Annotated in this window: 14 protein-coding genes and 2 pseudogenes; 3 read left to right on the top strand and 13 right to left on the bottom strand. The window is 54.3% G+C overall.

The genetic code is table 11. The annotated features are described in order from the left end of the window. The 6 genes and pseudogenes from DWA01_RS10200 to DWA01_RS10180 form a co-directional block, all read right to left on the bottom strand. The coding region (locus DWA01_RS10200) for an IS110 family transposase (protein ID WP_136057713.1) at positions 1–298 on the bottom strand (298 nt) is incomplete at its 3' end. A 134-nt stretch (positions 299–432) separates the two neighbouring features. After that, entirely contained in the window at positions 433–810 is a 378-nt protein-coding gene (locus DWA01_RS23555; protein WP_235008507.1) for an ankyrin repeat domain-containing protein, read from the bottom strand. Between the two features lie 99 nt (positions 811–909). Continuing rightward, a pseudogene (locus tag DWA01_RS23950) lies at positions 910–1,014 on the bottom strand (hypothetical protein); the annotation flags it as partial. Positions 1,015–1,131: 117 nt separating this feature from the next. Further along, entirely contained in the window at positions 1,132–1,614 is a 483-nt protein-coding gene (locus DWA01_RS10190) for a GlcG/HbpS family heme-binding protein (RefSeq protein ID WP_114285737.1), read from the bottom strand. Between the two features lie 90 nt (positions 1,615–1,704). After that, positions 1,705–2,313 (bottom strand): response regulator transcription factor, encoded by a 609-nt coding sequence (locus DWA01_RS10185; RefSeq protein ID WP_114285736.1) that lies wholly within the window; start codon positions 2,311–2,313, stop codon positions 1,705–1,707. Continuing rightward, complete coding sequence (locus DWA01_RS10180) at positions 2,310–3,827, bottom strand: sensor histidine kinase (protein ID WP_114285735.1); 1,518 nt, start codon at positions 3,825–3,827, stop codon at positions 2,310–2,312. The genes DWA01_RS10185 and DWA01_RS10180 overlap by 4 nt, the downstream gene beginning before the upstream one ends. 250 nt (positions 3,828–4,077) lie before the next feature. Here DWA01_RS10180 and DWA01_RS10175 point away from each other — a divergent pair, with 250 nt between their 5' ends. Then, positions 4,078–4,953 carry a bifunctional helix-turn-helix transcriptional regulator/GNAT family N-acetyltransferase gene (locus tag DWA01_RS10175; RefSeq protein ID WP_114285734.1) on the top strand — a complete coding sequence of 292 codons (876 nt, stop codon included), beginning with the start codon at positions 4,078–4,080 and terminating at the stop codon, positions 4,951–4,953. Between the two features lie 329 nt (positions 4,954–5,282). On the opposite strand, the gene DWA01_RS10170 is transcribed toward DWA01_RS10175, so the two are convergent. Next, positions 5,283–5,981, bottom strand: a complete 699-nt coding sequence (locus DWA01_RS10170) for a hypothetical protein (RefSeq protein ID WP_114285733.1) — start codon at positions 5,979–5,981, stop codon at positions 5,283–5,285. A 346-nt stretch (positions 5,982–6,327) separates the two neighbouring features. Then, positions 6,328–6,552, bottom strand: coding sequence for a hypothetical protein (locus DWA01_RS10165; RefSeq protein ID WP_114285732.1), 225 nt, complete (start codon positions 6,550–6,552; stop codon positions 6,328–6,330). 208 nt (positions 6,553–6,760) lie between these two features. Between DWA01_RS10165 and DWA01_RS23550 the strand changes: the two are divergent. After that, a pseudogene (locus DWA01_RS23550) lies at positions 6,761–6,989 on the top strand (IS110 family transposase); the annotation flags it as partial. Positions 6,990–7,734: 745 nt separating this feature from the next. Here DWA01_RS23550 and DWA01_RS10150 read toward each other — a convergent pair. The 4 genes from DWA01_RS10150 to DWA01_RS10135 form a co-directional block, all read right to left on the bottom strand. After that, positions 7,735–9,063, bottom strand: a complete 1,329-nt coding sequence (locus DWA01_RS10150) for an aspartate aminotransferase family protein (protein ID WP_114285731.1) — start codon at positions 9,061–9,063, stop codon at positions 7,735–7,737. Positions 9,064–9,080: 17 nt separating this feature from the next. Beyond that, positions 9,081–9,506, bottom strand: coding sequence for a universal stress protein (locus DWA01_RS10145; RefSeq protein WP_114285730.1), 426 nt, complete (start codon positions 9,504–9,506; stop codon positions 9,081–9,083). A gap of 16 nt (positions 9,507–9,522) precedes the next feature. Then, a complete protein-coding gene (locus DWA01_RS10140) occupies positions 9,523–12,135 on the bottom strand; it encodes a TRAP transporter permease (RefSeq protein WP_235008506.1) in 2,613 nt (870 codons plus the stop codon). Positions 12,136–12,270: 135 nt separating this feature from the next. Beyond that, a complete protein-coding gene (locus tag DWA01_RS10135) occupies positions 12,271–13,230 on the bottom strand; it encodes a TAXI family TRAP transporter solute-binding subunit (RefSeq protein ID WP_114285728.1) in 960 nt (319 codons plus the stop codon). Positions 13,231–14,500: 1,270 nt separating this feature from the next. Between DWA01_RS10135 and DWA01_RS10130 the strand changes: the two genes are divergently transcribed. Then, a complete protein-coding gene (locus DWA01_RS10130; RefSeq protein ID WP_114285727.1) occupies positions 14,501–14,680 on the top strand; it encodes a hypothetical protein in 180 nt (59 codons plus the stop codon). 159 nt (positions 14,681–14,839) lie between these two features. Here DWA01_RS10130 and DWA01_RS10125 read toward each other — a convergent pair whose 3' ends face one another. Continuing rightward, positions 14,840–15,313: a tRNA (cytidine(34)-2'-O)-methyltransferase gene (locus tag DWA01_RS10125; protein ID WP_114285726.1), complete on the bottom strand. Its 474-nt coding sequence runs from the start codon at positions 15,311–15,313 to the stop codon at positions 14,840–14,842. Between the last annotated feature and the right edge of the window lie 241 nt (positions 15,314–15,554).

The following is a 15,554-nucleotide window of genomic DNA, read 5'->3' as shown; positions in this document are numbered from 1 at the left end:
CGGCCTCACAAATCGCTTCAGCGTCCACCGCATCTGACTTGCCACGCTTCACATAGGGTTTGACATACATCGGTGGTATGAGCCGGACCTCATGGCCCAGCTTCGTCAGCTCACGTGCCCAATGATGGCTGGTGCCGCAGGCCTCAATTCCAACAAGACATGGGTCCATACGCTCAAAGAATGCCAAAACCTGCGCACGTCTCAGTGATCGGTTAACTGCGACGTCACCCGCTTCTGTAATCCCGTGAACCTGAAAGATGTTCTTGGCCAAATCCAGGCCAACTGTTGTAACTTGCATTGGGTGGCTCCTCTCACAAGCAGTTCCTGACACCTGCATTATGGCGCATTGCGACGCTGGTTGGAGCAGGAGCTATCCACCCCATCCGCTTCCGGAGGCGTCATTCAAAATTCAATTGAGGATGCTCACCATCTCTAAGTACCCACGCCCATCGCATGTTTAAGCGGGGTATTGCCATCGCGGTCAGGAATGGATTTATCGGCACCCGCGTCAACGAGGATTTGCACCGTTTTGATGTGGTTTGGGCCACTGTCCCCTAGGATTACGAACTCAATCAACGCGGTCCGGCGGAGGTTATTGATGTGATCAAGAGAGGCCCCAGCGGCAGCCAACCGTGAAACAACATCGTAGTGCCCTAAATGGGCCGCAGCGATAAGGGCGGTTCTGCCATAGACGCTGGTGGTCAGGTCCGCATTGTTACCAAGCGTGATAGCCAAGAAAACCATTTCGGGATCATCAGCAACGACTGCAATCGTAAGCACATCATAGACACCGCTCTCCAGCGCATTCATGTCTGCGCCCCCATTGGCTAGGGCCGTTATGGCGGCGTCATGCGAGGCAAAGGCGACAACATGGGCCGGAGTTCGGCCAGCGTGGTCCCGCGCGTTCACATCCGCCCCCGTTGAGATCAATCGTTTAATCTCGGCGGCCCGTCCTTCATGGGCTGCAGGGTGCAAGCCGGTGCAAGATGTGATGTCTGAATCGGAGGGGGCCATTTGTGCGATTGCCGTAGTAGACAGAGCCAGCGAGGAGACGATAAGGAAGGAGAGGAGCGTATTGATCACCTTTCAAAACTAGGAGCCCACCCCACGCAGGAGCGGGCTCCTTTTGGTTTATTCAGCGCCAATTGCATCAAGGCCAGCGCGTGCACAGGTGGCGTCGATATCACCAGAGGGGGCACCGCCCACACCGATACCACCGACCAACGCACCACCAATTTTGATGGGTAGGCCGCCAGCTTGAATAACGAGGCGGGAGTCCATGTCGCGCAAGCCATCGTTCTGTGGATTACCACCAATGAAACCGGCCAAGCCAGCCGTGTCGCGACCAAGGCTCGCGGAAGTAAAGGCCTTGCCAGTGCTGGAGCCGACCGAATGTGGGCCTGCATTGTCTGCACGCAGAAGGGCTTTGGTCACGCCACTGCGTGCCACGATTGCGACGCTGACGTTGTAACCCTCAGCAGTGCAGGCATCGACCGCAGTTTGTGCGGCCTTAGTGGCCATGTCGAGCGGAAGGTATGGCGCGGTTGGCAACTCCTGCGCGAAAGTGGCGACGGGGGTCAGAAGGGCTGCTGAAAGTGCGAATGTGCGGATCATTGAATATCTCCTTAAGTTTAACTGATGCTCTTGTTTAACCCGAGGCGTCTGGTCGCAACATTCGTAGCCCCCGCGGGGATTTCCGTAGTTCTACTGATCTTCGTTTGCCTCAAGCCAATACCGTGTTAATTCCGCCGCCGACGAGGTGCCCGCTTTGGCGGCAATGGCTGCACGGTGACTTTCTACTGTGCGCGGCGAGAGGCCTAGTGCATCGGCAATCTGCTTAGTCGTTAATCCCTTAGCTATCATTCCGAGCACTTCTTTTTCACGCCCTGTGAGGTGCTTAACCAAGGCCAAAGCTTCGGCCCGCTCTGCCGATATCTGCTCTTGCATTTCAAGCTGTGCATGCCCCTTTTGAATGGCGTCAATTAGGTCTTGTTCATCGACGGGCTTACTTAGGAAATCTATCGCACCGTTGCGAAACGCGCGTCTGCACGCCTCAATATCCCCATGTCCGCTGATCACGACGGTGGGCCAGTTGATGTCTTTATCGCGCAATTTTTCTTGTAGCTTTAGGCCCGAGATTGCGGGCATTCGAATATCCAGAATGAGGCACCCCGGCACCAAATCAGCAGCTTGGTTTAAAAACGTGTCGGGGGCCGCAAAGCTAAGCACTTTTAACCCTACCGTTTCAAGCAGAAGGGTGAGTGCCTTGCGGACGGCTTCGTCATCATCGACGAGATAGACACAATTACTCATGTTACCCCCTGTGTTTTAAAAACCGGGAGCGATAGTCGAAATGTCGTCTCGGTCGTGTCTGGAAGAAGTGCGATATCGCCATCCATTTCCTCAATTAGTCGCTGACATAACGCCAGCCCAAGCCCCGTTCCGTCTGGTTTTCCCGTGACAAAGGGCTCGAAAATCCGTGATCTGAGGTCCATTGGAACACCCGGCCCATCATCGGCCACCTCCAAAACGGCGGCCCCATCTGAGACTTCGGTCCGGATTGAAACGCGCGCGCCCTTTGAGGCGTCAAGCGCATTGCGCACCAAATTAAAGACAACCTGTTCCAACTCAACGGGGTCTGCATCAATCAAGATCGGATCGTCCGCCAGTGTCAATGTTACCGCTGCCCCCGCAGATTTGACTTCCAAGGCCAAAAGGCGGTCAACACTGCGCACCGCATCATTCAGCGAACATGCCTTGGAGGGCACGCGGTTCGGTCTACTCCAACGTCTCAACCGGTCCAGGATGTCGGATGCCCGCTGTGCTTGCGCTACAGTATCGCCCAAAACCGTGCTCAATCGATCAATGTCACCCCTGCGAGCCAAATGACGTCCCGCCTGTGCCTGGCTTAGAATTGCGGTCAAAGGCTGCGCCAATTCATGGGCCATGCCACTTGCCATCTCGCCCATTGAATTCACGCGCGAAGCATGCGCAAGCCGCGTTTCCTGCGCGCTCAATTTGGCGCGGCTTTCGGCCTCTCTTATGTGAGCGCGTTGTCGAAAGCCGAGTATGGTTAGCAGCAACAATACCGAGACGAGCGTGGCTGCGGAAATGGTCTTTCCGAGCGGTAAGAGATCCACCAAACTGATCGCAAGTGAAGTCTCCAGAATTAACGGCTGCGACGCGCTGCCAAGAGGTTTTGAAAACTCAGCACCTTCGGGTGCAATTGTTCCGGTTAATTCGCCGCGTTCCGGCGTGAGAAGCCTTAGCGAAACAGAGGGTCTTTCCCAAAAGGGATCATCGGACGCGATCAAGGCCTCAGCGTCGATAACAAGCGCAATGCCGTGGCGGGCGGCATCTGTATTGGGGCTACGTTTGACTAACAAGTAACGGTGCGGCGTAGCGGACATGCGCCGAATCTGTAATGCACCCGTTGATCGGTGGGCCGTCTCACGAACCAGTTCCATGTCGTCATCCGTCAGACCCGGCAACGTTTGAATACCCATCTCAGAAGGTTCAAACGGGATCACATTCACCGAGATAATACGCGGGTAAAAACGCATGATCGTTGCGGCAACGTCCAAAAACAAGTCCTGCCGCTCTTTCCCACCTGCAACGAAAATCGCTGACAGAGACGTCAGATGCGCATCATGTTGGTCGGCGCGCTGAGACGCCAAACGGTGCAATGTTGCGCTTTTTACTGTAAGTTCGCGAACCAGTTTTTGCCGTTCAACCAGCGCTAAGGCACTCAAGGTCAGCACCAAAACAATGCCCCATGTCAATAAGTATCGCCAAAATAGGTTGAGTGTTGAATTTGCTGCATTCATCCTCCTTCATCGCAGACGGAACCATAAACGCCAATCCGTATTTCTACGGCCAACTTGGGACGCTCCTTCGGCACGGGACAAAAGGCCAAGTCACTCACGCGTTTTGAATGCGGACATTGGTACACACCGCAGCGAACTTCCGCTTTCCGCCCATTGCGTCGGATGCTGCGCGCACCACCAATGTCCGCTATGGCTTCCCGATAAGAAAGTTGTCTTGAATCCACATAAATACCTGACTAAAGTCAGATAAATGAATCAAGATCAAATAAATCGCTTTCGCAATTTCAGCCGCTCCGTCGCCGTTGAGGTCGGCGCGCTAGAAGATTCATTTTTAAACCGTGGGCGACCGCTCGGCTCCGCGCGAGTACTGAATGCCATCGGCCTCGGACACGAAAACGTCTCCGACCTGCGCACTTATCTTAAACTAGACACTGGGCTTTTGAGCAGATTGCTACGCGGGCTTGAGACCGAAGGTCTCATCGAAACAAAACCAAACCCTGTTGATCGACGCAGCCGCATCACAAAACTCACCCCAAAAGGTGACCAGGAGTTTGACGTTTACGAAACCCTGTCGAATGAAAGGGCGGCGAACATATTGGACCGGCACAAAAACGCGCGACACCTTCTCGATGCAATGGACGTCGTCACGATTGCTTTGTCGCGTGAAGATATCACCTTCGAGGAGGTGCAATATACCTCTGAAATTGTCGCTAAGTGTCTCAGTGCGTTTGCAGCTGAACTCAGCAAGCGGTTGAATTCAGGCTTCGACCTTGAGAATTCCGGCGACCCAGAACTATCACAAATGCAGCATCCGCACGGTACTTTTGTAGTTGCAAAACTTGGTGACATGCCGCTCGGATGTGTTGGTATCAAAGGCAACGGTACATCAGTGGCGGAGGTTAAGCGCATGTGGATCGCTCCAGCTGCCCGAGGGTTGGGACTGGCACGACGTCTCATGGTCACCGCCGAAGACGCCGCCCGCGCGCTATCGATTACTACGCTTCGATTGGATACGAACCGCATTCTATTCGAAGCTGTGAGCCTCTACCAAAATATGGGCTGGCTAGAGATCGATAGGTTCAATGATGATCCATACCCCGACATATTTTTTGAGAAAAAGCTGTAGCGCGAACGGGAGGGTGATCAAAAGCCCCCATTGTTACCCAAGATAATTATACCGTCTCTACAAAAGACAAAGGTCGCGGTTCCTGGCAAGACCAGTCGTTAGCGCGCCGACAAGGAGCGGCAGATTTGTCCGCACAGCAGGCATTGGTGCGACGCGCAGCGAATGACCGGAAACCGCCCTTAGTGCCGAAATGCGCCTGGTGCAGCAATCGGGCCACTTCCCTCTGCCATATCTGTCAAGTACGGCCCCTAGCAGACATTGAAGAGCCCCATGTTTCTTCTTCGAAAGCGGTCATCGGCGCACACCGCAGCATATCGACCGGATTTACACTAACATCCTTTAACGCGACGCAGCTTCGTCGGCCTTATACAAACAAAAAACAGCCTCGCTACTAACCCGCAAGCAGGTGGCGCAATACTGCCTGGGCGATGCCCAAGGTGGGTATCGCTGCAATAAATAGCCCAAAACTCCAAACACAGCCGATGACACCCTCGCGACCGATACAAGTGCATTTTTCCGGCCCAACACTCTCTCGCAAGAAAATTGATGTAGTCGCTATGCTTCGAGAACATTTGGGCTCTGACGTCCGGCCTAAACCCAGAAACCAATGGCCTCTTTGAACGCGGTTTGCCCAAGAACACCCAGAAGGCGTTTGTTCGTTCCGTCCAATTTTCAGAGTAGACGTGCTCTTCCATAAGGGCGAGTTCGCAGACACTGTTATTCTGTCTTACGAGCTCAGAAAACTCAAAGTCGATATTCGATGCAACCAGCACTTCCGGACGAAAAACTCGGTAGATCAAAAATGAGCAAAGCACTAAGAGGCTTCCGAAGAACACCAGCCGCATCTTAGCCAGACTACCTAGTAAAAAAGGGGAGAAATCATCCTCGCCCACGCCAGCCAAGGCATCGAAAGAAGCCATTCTGGCAATCTCATCGTTAAACAGGATCAGATACCCTGCTATCGGGATCAGCGCCACGACCCGGGTGGAATCATTGTTCGCAATGCCCTTTACGAAATCCCAACGCACAATTTTTCAATCCTTACTCGGCTTCATTGATCAAACATACCCCAAAAAAATCACCTCAATGTACTTCTTATTACACCGATTGCCATCGGATATTCTCAGGGGCAAAGAAGCCCCGGCGATCAAACCTGGGCTTTCCACAATCTGCGTTTTGATCACATCACCCGAGTTCGAACAGGGGACCTCTTGATCCACAATCCCGAGAGTTTTTTAAAATTCAAATGGGTTCGGATCAAGATACAGTCCCTTTCGATCCAAAACCACCGAGGAACCGCGATAAAGACCAATGCGCCAAAATCCAGTTTCCCGGGCTCCGCTGACGCGGGTTCATCACTCCTCCACTGGAAGATCAGGACCGCTTCAATAAACGGGGCAGGAACAGTTGGGTCACCCGTTCGCGCTGGGTGGTGGCGGCGGTGTTGCCCATATCCTGCCAGTTGCGCATCTCAAACCGATTGCGCAATTGTTTGGAGCCAAGGCGCATCTCGAACCGCCAGACCTGGCTTTGATTGCGGTCGCTGAGATCAAGGGGCGGTTTTCCAGCGGCTTTCAGTGCCGCATTTGGCAGCAACATTTGTGGGTAAATATACAGTTCGTTTCACTATCTGGGCATTCCATCGTTCCATCACTGGTCGCCGTTTTTCCAGATAATCCGTGCGCCGGTAAGCAAGCTCCACCTCTGAACCGACCAGGTGACCAAGGCAAAGCTCGCAAACTTCTCTCGGCGCGTTGGTCTCCTCAGCTACCCACGTTCGAAGGAGGAACGAAATCCGTGGGGCCGGTATGTGAAGCGTGGCAAGTCAGGTGCGGTGGACGCTGAAGCGATTTGGGAGGCCGTCACACGCCCGACGATGCGCTTTGTCGAGATCACATCAGTTGAACAGCAGGCAGCCTTGTCCTTGCACCGCGCCCGCGATCTCATTGTCCGGCAGCGCACCCAGTTGATCAACATGCTGCGCAGCTTATTGGCGGAGTTCGGGGTTTCCATTGCACGGGGGCTCGCCCGCGCAATCAGCTATGCACAGGGCTTGCTTGACGGTGAACATCTTGATCTGCCGGAAGTTGCCAGGGACGTGATCCACAACTTGTGCCAGCAGTTGGCGGCTCTTCACTTGCGGGTCCGATGGTGTGAGATGCGTCTGAGGCTGGAGGCAAAGCGTGACGGTAGCGGTCTGATCTGAGATCATGTATTGCTCGTCTGGCTAGTTGTCTCGCGACGCTGAGATGGATTTAGCGCGTGTGACTTTGTCTGTTTGCCTTTCGGATTTTCTAATTTTTGGCCAATACTTATTGCTATAGCGAGCATACTAAAAAGGCCGGGCACCCAGATTAAGATACGCCATAGCTCACGTTCAGGGCTGTTTGGGACGATACTGAGCAGGATGCTTAGCGACAAGAATACGAAAACAATTGAGGCTACGGATCGGAAAATCGTCTGGGTCAACACCCGCCAGACATTGGTGCGATAATTCACATTCATGCTTGAAGCATTATCCTCTGAAGATTTTACATAGCGTTGCTGGAACCTGTTGTCTGCTCAGCGTGCTGTGGTTTGTTGCCGCCACCTGTCTCGGTGTTCTCGTAGACCGGCTTGGTTTTTTGCTTCATCCAGCGTTCAGGTTCGCGCTGTTTCTCCAGACTTTCCAGCGGGATGATCTCAGGGCTGGTGCGCAAGTAGCAAAATGACTGCGTTTTGTCATTTGGCGACGCTACACGAGGGTCCAGCCCGCCTGAAGTAATTCCCCCGACACAGCCGTCACAACAAATTCCGGAGGTCGGTCAGGGCAGATGAAAGTTTGCTGACCAGTTCGTCAACGTGGCTTTCGTTGATGATGTAGGGGGGGGCCAGAAGGATATGATCGCCTGAGCGCCCGTCGATGGTGCCGCTTGCCGGGTAGCATATCAGACCGGCCTCAAATGCCCTGGCTTTGACGTTGGCGGCCAGTTTCAAACCGGGATCAAAGGGGGTCTTGCTGTCGCGATCTTCGACCAGCTCCAGGGCCAGAAACAACCCGCGACCCCGAATATCGCCCACATGAGGATGTTGGTCAAACTCGGCCTTCAATGCCGAGCGCAAACGGTCGCCCATCACCTGAACATTGGTCAGCAACTGACGCCCATGGATGGCCTTCAGCACAGCAACGCTGGCTGACGCGGCCAACGCATGGCCCATATAGGTATGACCATGCTGGAAAAATCCTGACCCGGCCCCAATCGCGTCATAGATATGCGCCTGACACAGCATCGCGCCAATCGGCTGATACCCCGCCCCCAACCCCTTGGCCACGGTCAGGATGTCAGCGCTGATGCCCTCGGCCTCGCAGGCAAACAGGTGGCCGGTGCGGCCCATGCCACACATCACCTCGTCCAGGATCAGCAGCACTCCGTGTTGGTCACAAATCTCGCGGATACGTTTGAAATAGCCGGGCACGGGTGGCACCACGCCTGCCGTGGCACCGCCGACGGTCTCGGCGATAAAGCACATGACCGAACCGGGTTCGCGACGCAGGATTTCGGCCTCGAGCTCATTGGCGACGCGTTGCCCATAGGCCTCGGCGGTCTCATCCGGGGCACGGTCGCGGTATTCGTAACACGGTGCGATCTGGGTGGTTTCGATCAGCAGGGGCTGAAATGGGTTGCGTCGCAATTCGTTGCCACCCGCCGCCAGCGCGCCCAACGTGTTGCCGTGATAGCTTTGGCGCCTTGAAATGATGTGCTGGCGTTCCGGCTGGCCAATCTCGAGGTAATACTGGCGGGCCAGTTTCAACGCGGCCTCGACCGCCTCAGAGCCGCCCGAAACCAGATATACCCGATCCATGCCCTTTGGCGCTGATGCGATCAGCAGATCGGCCAGTTCTTCGGCAGGGGCTGAGGAAAAGAACCCGGTATGGGCAAAAGCCAGCTGGTCAAGCTGGGCGTGTATAGCGGCGCGCACGGTTTCGTCCGAATGACCCAGGCAGGACACAGCGGCGCCGCCCGAACCGTCGAGATACCGTTTGCCGGCGTCGTCAATAATATAGGGTCCGTCGCCGAGAACCGCGCGCGGCAGAGCGGGCCCGGCCAGACGACCAAATATGTGAGACATATCTTTGCTTCTCCTGACTACCGAATGACACAGACGGATTGTTTGGCGTGGCGTGTGACACGTGCGGCGTTCGGTCCGAGCAGATAGTCCTGCGTTCCTGGCCGGTGTGATGCCATTACGATGACGTCGCACCCCAGCCGGTCGGCGGCACTTATGATCTCCTTGTAGATCGTGCCTTGCACCACATGGGTCTGGGTATCGGCTTTGGGCAAATTTTGCTCTTCCACAAATTCTGACAACGACTTGTCTATTTGTTTTATAGCTTTTTCCGTGGCATCAGCAGGGAAGTATGAGCCAACCAGCGGCATTCCAAAGTCCGGGATGACCATGATCACATGCAATTCAGCGCCGTAAGACTTCGCCAGTCCGAGCGCAAAAGGAACCGCCTTTTCCCACGAACTTTCGTGGTTGAGATCGACCGGTAACAAAATAGATTTGTACATTTCGAAAACCTTTCAATCAAACTATTGCAAGTTTTGCACGGCGCTGCCGGCCCAGTTGCAGCATGCAAACCAGACCCAACAGCGCAAGGGCGGGGATGTAGAACAGTTCTTTGGGAAGCCGGTCGCGTTCCAGTTGGACCATGTCGATCACCAGCGGGTTGTCAAAGTCGCCCATGGTGAACAGTTGATCCAGCTGCTTGTGCTTGGAATCCCAGGTCAGGGCGTCGATGATCACCTTGCCATCTTCTTCCAGTATCTGAAGGCCGGCGTTGAAGAGCCGTGTCTCGCCATCCGCCTTTTCTCCAAGGTCCAGAATAATGCTGGTATTGTTTTGCTCGTCTATGTCGTCGAAATCCGGGCCAACAATCCGTATGCGCATGGTCGCGCCATCCGGCATATCTGCGGCCAGAGCCAAAGCTTCCACACCAGGCCTTTCAGCAAAGGGTGGCGACGCGTAATCCAGCCAGAATCCCGGTCGGAACAGGGTAAACGCGATCAACAACAAGGCGACGCTTTCCCATACCCGGCTTTTGAACAGGAACCAGCCCTGTGTCGCCGCCGCGAACAGCATCATCGCCACTGTCGCAATGACAAACACAAAAATACCTTTGAAGACGGTCACATTCATCAACAACAGCTCGGTGTTGAACAGGAACAGGAAGGGCAGCAGAGCCGTGCGGATGTCATAGGCAAAGCCCTGAATGCCGGTCTGGATTGGATCGCCCTTGGAGATCGCTGCGGCGGCATAGGCCGCCAGACCAACCGGCGGTGTGTCATCCGCCAGAATGCCAAAGTAAAACACGAACAGATGCACCGCTACCAAAGGTACGATCAGCCCGGACTTGGCCGCCAGCGCCACGATAACCGGTGCCATAAGCCCCGCAACAACGAGGTAGTTGGCGGTTGTCGGCAGACCCATGCCCAGGATCAGGCTCATGATGGCCACAAGGATCAGCATCACCAGCAGGTTGCCACCTGAAAGGTATTCGACAACTTCACCGACGAAACCATGCGCACCGGTCAGCGAAATAGAGCCAACAATCACGCCCGCAGCAGCAGTCGCGATGCCGATGGAAATCATGTTGCGCGCACCGGCTATGGTGCCTTGCACGCAATCATTAAATCCAATCTTCAGCCGGCTGAGAATTTCGGATTCACCGCGAAATATCGCCTTGAGAGGATGCTGCGTCAGGGCGATGAAAATCATCGCGAGAACTGCGTAATAGGCCGACAGATGCGCTGAAAGACGTTCCGGCGTTGGCAGGATAGACCACAAAAGGATGATGATCGGCAGCAAGTAGTAAAGCCCGGTCCAGGCCGTGTCGGCGGCCGGAGGCAGAACCGTAATCGGTGCGTCGGGGTCATCCTGTTCCAGATCAGGGCGTTTTGAGGCAATATAAAGCAGCACCAGATAAATGACGAGGTTGATGCTCAGGACCGTGTAAACGGTCAGGCCGGGGAAGGCTGCTTTGACCTGGCCCAGGGTAAAGTAGACCAGAATGAACAACAGGCTAACGGTGATGAACCCGGTGAGAAAGCCGATCAGCTTGCGCTGGAACGTCTTTGTCGATGGCGGCTTGGGCAGACCTTTCAGGTCAAGCTTGCACGCCTCGATATGCACAATGTACACCAGCGCGATGTAGGAAATGATCGCTGGCAGCAACGCGTGTTTCAGCAGGGTGGTGTATTCAACACCGGTGAATTCGGCGATCAGAAATGCCGCCGCGCCCATCACGGGCGGCATCAACTGACCATTGGTCGATGACGCGACCTCAACCGCCCCGGCTTTTTCAGCCGAGAAGCCCGTTCGTTTCATCAGCGGAATGGTGAATGTGCCCGTCGTGACCGTATTGGCGATCGAAGACCCGGAATAAAGCCCGCTCAGCGCCGAAGCAATCACGGCGGCTTTTGCCGGGCCGCCTTTGAAATGGCCGAGCAAGGCGAACGCGATCTTGATGAAATAACCCCCGGCCCCTGCCTTTTCCAATATCGCGCCAAACAGAACGAACAGGAAAATGGTTTGCGTCGACACCGCCAGCGGTTTGCCGAACACGCCCTCTTCCTGCATCCAGAAATGCCACATGCCTTTGACAAACGAGGCGCCGCCCCAGTTGCCGCCACCGATGAAAACATAACCGGCAAGTACACCGGCAACGACGACCAGCGGCAGACCAAGAGACCGGTAAACAGCCAAAGTCAGAACGATCATGCCAAGGGCCGCGACGGTCATGTCATATTTGATATTGGGATGCACGAAATCACCGGCGCGTTCGGCGATATTGGTGTTCATCAGAATCATGTAAAGCATGGCAAGAACGCCGGTGATCAACAAAACCCAGTCATAGACGGGGATTTTGTTACGCGGACTGCTTTTGAACAGCGGAAAGGCCAGAGTTGCCAGCGCGATAGAGAACGCCAGATGAACTTTTCGCGAAATCGACAGGTTGCCGACGAACTGAAAAGTATCCACGCCCGTCGTGACCGAGAGCCAGAATGGCACCGGCGAGGCTATATAAAGCTGATACATCGCCCAGGAAAAACAAATGACCGGGATCAGGTTTCTTTGCCAACCCGTCGGACTCCGCGCCCCGGAATCCACTTCAGCGACAAGCTGTTCTGCGCTTGTCATTGTTTCACCGTCCGCCATTCTGATCCCTTCCAAAGGCGCCCGGTTGCGATCTTGTTGCCGTCTGCCGGGCTTCTAATCGTTGTTGGTATTAAATTCTTGCAGCAGGGGGGCTCCCCCCTGCTGCGCTGTTTGTTGTTACATCCAGCCTTGCTCTTTATAGTATTTGATCGCGCCGGCGTGCAGCGGTGCCGACAGGCCGTCCCGGATCATTTCTTCCGGTTTCAGGTTGGCAAATGCCGGGTGAAGCTTCCTGAACTGGTCAAAGTTGTCAAACACGGCTTTAACGATAATGTAGACCACTTCTTCTGGTACATCAGCGCTGGTGACAAAGGTCGCACCCACACCAAACGTGGTGATGTCTTCCGCGTTGTTGTACATGCCGGCCGGAATGGTCGCCGAACGATAATAGGGATTGTCCGCTATCAGCTTGTCGATTGCCGGACCGGTCACGTTCACCAGATGAGCAGCGCAAGACGCCAGTGATTCCTGGGTCAAGGCAGACGGATGTCCAACGAGCCAGAAATACGCGTCAATCTTGCCGTCACACACGGCAGCGCCGGTTTCCGCAGATTTCATTTCTGCTGCCAGAGCCAGATCAGAGCGCTCCCATCCGAGAGCGGCTTCAAGCACTTCCCAGGTGCCACGTGTGCCAGAGCCAGGGTTGCCGATATTCATCCGCTTGCCCATGACGTCGGAGATATTCTCAATCCCTGAATCATCGCGGGCGATAACGGTCACGGGCTCGGCATGTATCGAGAATACAGAACGCAATTTTTCGAAAGCGCCGGCCTCCTCAAACTTGGAAGTGCCGTTATAGGCATGGAACTGCCAGTCCGACTGGGCCACACCAAATTCCAGTTCACCTGCCTTAATGGTGTTGATGTTGTAGATCGATCCACCCGTTGATTCAGCTGAGCAGCGAATGCCGGTCTCTTTGCGGTTCTTGTTGACCAGACGGCAGATCGCACCGCCCGTGGGGTAATAAACGCCGGTGACACCACCAGTGCCTATCGACACGAACTGCTCTTGGGCAAATACCATTGGCGCCGAGGCCAGCATCGCGGCCGCCGCGAAGGCTAATAATTTGGATTTCATAGTTCAGGTGCTCCCTTTGTTATAATTTACCACGCTGTTCTTTTGGCAGCATGGCCGTCTAAATGCCGCCCATAAGAACGGCAATTCTTGTGTCAGTTCAGAACGCTGCAGCGTACTCCTGTTTTTTTGTATCAAGGCCACGACGATTGCTGGCCTGTCTCTCTTCCGGACATTGTCCAAATCCAGTGCATGCGCACCATCGGTCAGCACGATGATGGCCATCGGCTCAAAACTATCACCCAGCGGCGCCATATCACGGGGAATTCGTCGAAACTGATGTCATTCAGAGCGCCCGGCGGCATCGGAATTTCACCTTCGGGCATGCCACATACATGGCGATAGTCAGTTCCGGCCAAATGCCGGGCAATGAAGCGTACGTTGGTGCCACTCGCGCGAACAGCAACGCATTTCCGACCGGTTTTCGCAGGTCGGCCTGATCTCACGGATGTACGCCGTGGATCTCAGCGCGGGGGACGAAATGCGTAATATTACAAGCAAGTGGAGCAACTAAACGGGCAACTTCGATGTTTGTCAGGAAACCACAGACAATCGAATCGGGCAAGGGGCAACGTTTTTCGCGTTTTTTGGGGCAGCGGCCAATGCAATGGGTCCTGTCGCATAAACCTGACGAATTCGATGAAGTCCGGAAACAGCGATTGAATGCGCAAGTTTTCTTATACGTGCCATCGATTTCCGCCAGTGATTATCCTGCACGTTGTCTGGCTCTGCTTTCGGTTTCCGTTGGGCTTCGGAGTATGGAAGAAATGATGGCAGAACATGGAGTTGAGGTAAGCTATGAGACCGTGAGCCAGTGGGTGTTAAATTTCGACTGGCGTTTGCAGCCAATATCAGTCCGTTCAGCCGCGGCCGCCAGGAACACAGCATCTGGACGAAGCCTTCTTTCGCATGGGGACTAGCGGGCAGACTTGTGGCGGGATGCAGACGATGAGGGCAAGGTTCCGGAAGTCCTGATCCGATCTCGCTGAAATAAAGACGCGGCCCTTAAACCGACGCGGAAACTATTGAAAAACAGGGATACATCTCTGATGTGGCTGTCTCCGAAAAGCTGGGTTCACAGTCCGCGACTTATAGTTGTTGATATCTCGTTTAGGTTCGGGTCAGGATTCCGTGAAAAAATTGAACGGATTTTCCCCTCAGCACCGGTTCAATCGACAGGGCCTTCCTTAAGCGCTGTTGCCATTGTTCTGGCACCCTGAGCACGACCATGCTTTATGATAACTGTGACATAATGATAAGGTAGACGAGACCAATGAGCGAACGTTACGAACGCCACCGCCAGGCCTGGACACAAGAGGAAATTCAAAAGCTGCATTTGCTGGCGACAAAGGGGATGAGTTTAAAGGCGATTGCCAAAGCTCTCGCGCGTTCTGAGGAATCGACCAAGAACAGAGCAAAACAAGACAAGCTTAAAATTCAAAAAATGCGCTAAACTCTTGTTCCCCGCTCATCACAAAAACTTCTTTTGTGCCAGCGTCCGCCTGTTTGATATTATTCGCCGATTTCAGCGCTTTTTTGGCCGTAGTCTTGACGCTAACGGCAGCGATGCGGACAAAACAGGCTATGCCTGCGACCGCGCCACTGGCAGCTTTTAACCGCCCAGCTGAGGGCGCATAGCCTGATAAACAACCGCTGTGGCTACGTTTGCCAGGTTAAGTGATCGGACAAGCGGATTGCGCATCGGCAACTTAAATACGCGATCGTCCATGCCATCTAATATCGCTATTGGCAGGCCTTTGGATTCACAACCGAAAACCAAATAAGCATCGTCTTGATAGTCAGGAGCGTAAACGCTCTGAGCGCCATGTTCTTCGAAGAAATACAGGCTGTCGCGCGGTGGCTTTCGTTCACCCAAAAAGCTTTGCCAGCTGTCATATTCGCTGAGATGAACATGTTTCCAGTAATCCGTTCCAGCCCGCCGCACTGCCTTTTCGTCGAGGGAAAACCCGTAAGGTTTGATCAGGATCAGTTCCAGATCCAGCGCCACACAGGTCCGCCCTATAGCACCGGTATTGTACGGAATTTCAGGTGTCACTAATACCAGCTTCAGGCACGGATCAGACATAGGATGTGTGGACTTTCTAAGGCACGGACGCAGGATCGGCCCGTTGTTGACATCCTGTTACCCTAACTAAGGGGGCCTTAACAGCGCCAACTTTTCCGGTCCAATGGCCGCGAGCTGATGGGGTGGATGGCTCCTGCTCCAACCGACGTCGCGATGCGTCATACTGCAGGTGTCAAAATCTGCTATTGTGAGGAGCCGCCCCATGCAAGTTACAACAATCGGCGTCGATCTGGCCAAGAAT

The sequence above is a fragment of the Candidatus Halocynthiibacter alkanivorans genome (genome assembly GCF_003333265.1).
Taxonomy (GTDB): Bacteria; Pseudomonadota; Alphaproteobacteria; order Rhodobacterales; family Rhodobacteraceae; genus Halocyntiibacter_A; species Halocyntiibacter_A alkanivorans.
The sequence above is the reverse complement of the archived record's forward strand: the minus strand, read 5'-3'. Positions and strand labels throughout refer to the sequence as shown.

What these genes read in the sequence shown, in the direction of transcription:
- DWA01_RS10175 (WP_114285734.1), top strand. Translation starts at nt 4,078, where the DNA reads ATGAATCAAGATCAAATAAATCGCTTTCGCAATTTCAGCCGCTCCGTC.
- DWA01_RS10165 (WP_114285732.1), bottom strand. Translation starts at nt 6,552, where the DNA reads ATGTTGCTGCCAAATGCGGCACTGAAAGCCGCTGGAAAACCGCCCCTT.
- DWA01_RS10125 (WP_114285726.1), bottom strand. Translation starts at nt 15,313, where the DNA reads ATGTCTGATCCGTGCCTGAAGCTGGTATTAGTGACACCTGAAATTCCG.
- DWA01_RS10180 (WP_114285735.1), bottom strand. Translation starts at nt 3,827, where the DNA reads ATGAATGCAGCAAATTCAACACTCAACCTATTTTGGCGATACTTATTG.
- DWA01_RS10190 (WP_114285737.1), bottom strand. Translation starts at nt 1,614, where the DNA reads ATGATCCGCACATTCGCACTTTCAGCAGCCCTTCTGACCCCCGTCGCC.
- DWA01_RS10130 (WP_114285727.1), top strand. Translation starts at nt 14,501, where the DNA reads ATGAGCGAACGTTACGAACGCCACCGCCAGGCCTGGACACAAGAGGAA.
- DWA01_RS10140 (WP_235008506.1), bottom strand. Translation starts at nt 12,135, where the DNA reads ATGACAAGCGCAGAACAGCTTGTCGCTGAAGTGGATTCCGGGGCGCGG.
- DWA01_RS10145 (WP_114285730.1), bottom strand. Translation starts at nt 9,506, where the DNA reads ATGTACAAATCTATTTTGTTACCGGTCGATCTCAACCACGAAAGTTCG.
- DWA01_RS10150 (WP_114285731.1), bottom strand. Translation starts at nt 9,063, where the DNA reads ATGTCTCACATATTTGGTCGTCTGGCCGGGCCCGCTCTGCCGCGCGCG.
- DWA01_RS10185 (WP_114285736.1), bottom strand. Translation starts at nt 2,313, where the DNA reads ATGAGTAATTGTGTCTATCTCGTCGATGATGACGAAGCCGTCCGCAAG.
- DWA01_RS23555 (WP_235008507.1), bottom strand. Translation starts at nt 810, where the DNA reads ATGAATGCGCTGGAGAGCGGTGTCTATGATGTGCTTACGATTGCAGTC.
- DWA01_RS10135 (WP_114285728.1), bottom strand. Translation starts at nt 13,230, where the DNA reads ATGAAATCCAAATTATTAGCCTTCGCGGCGGCCGCGATGCTGGCCTCG.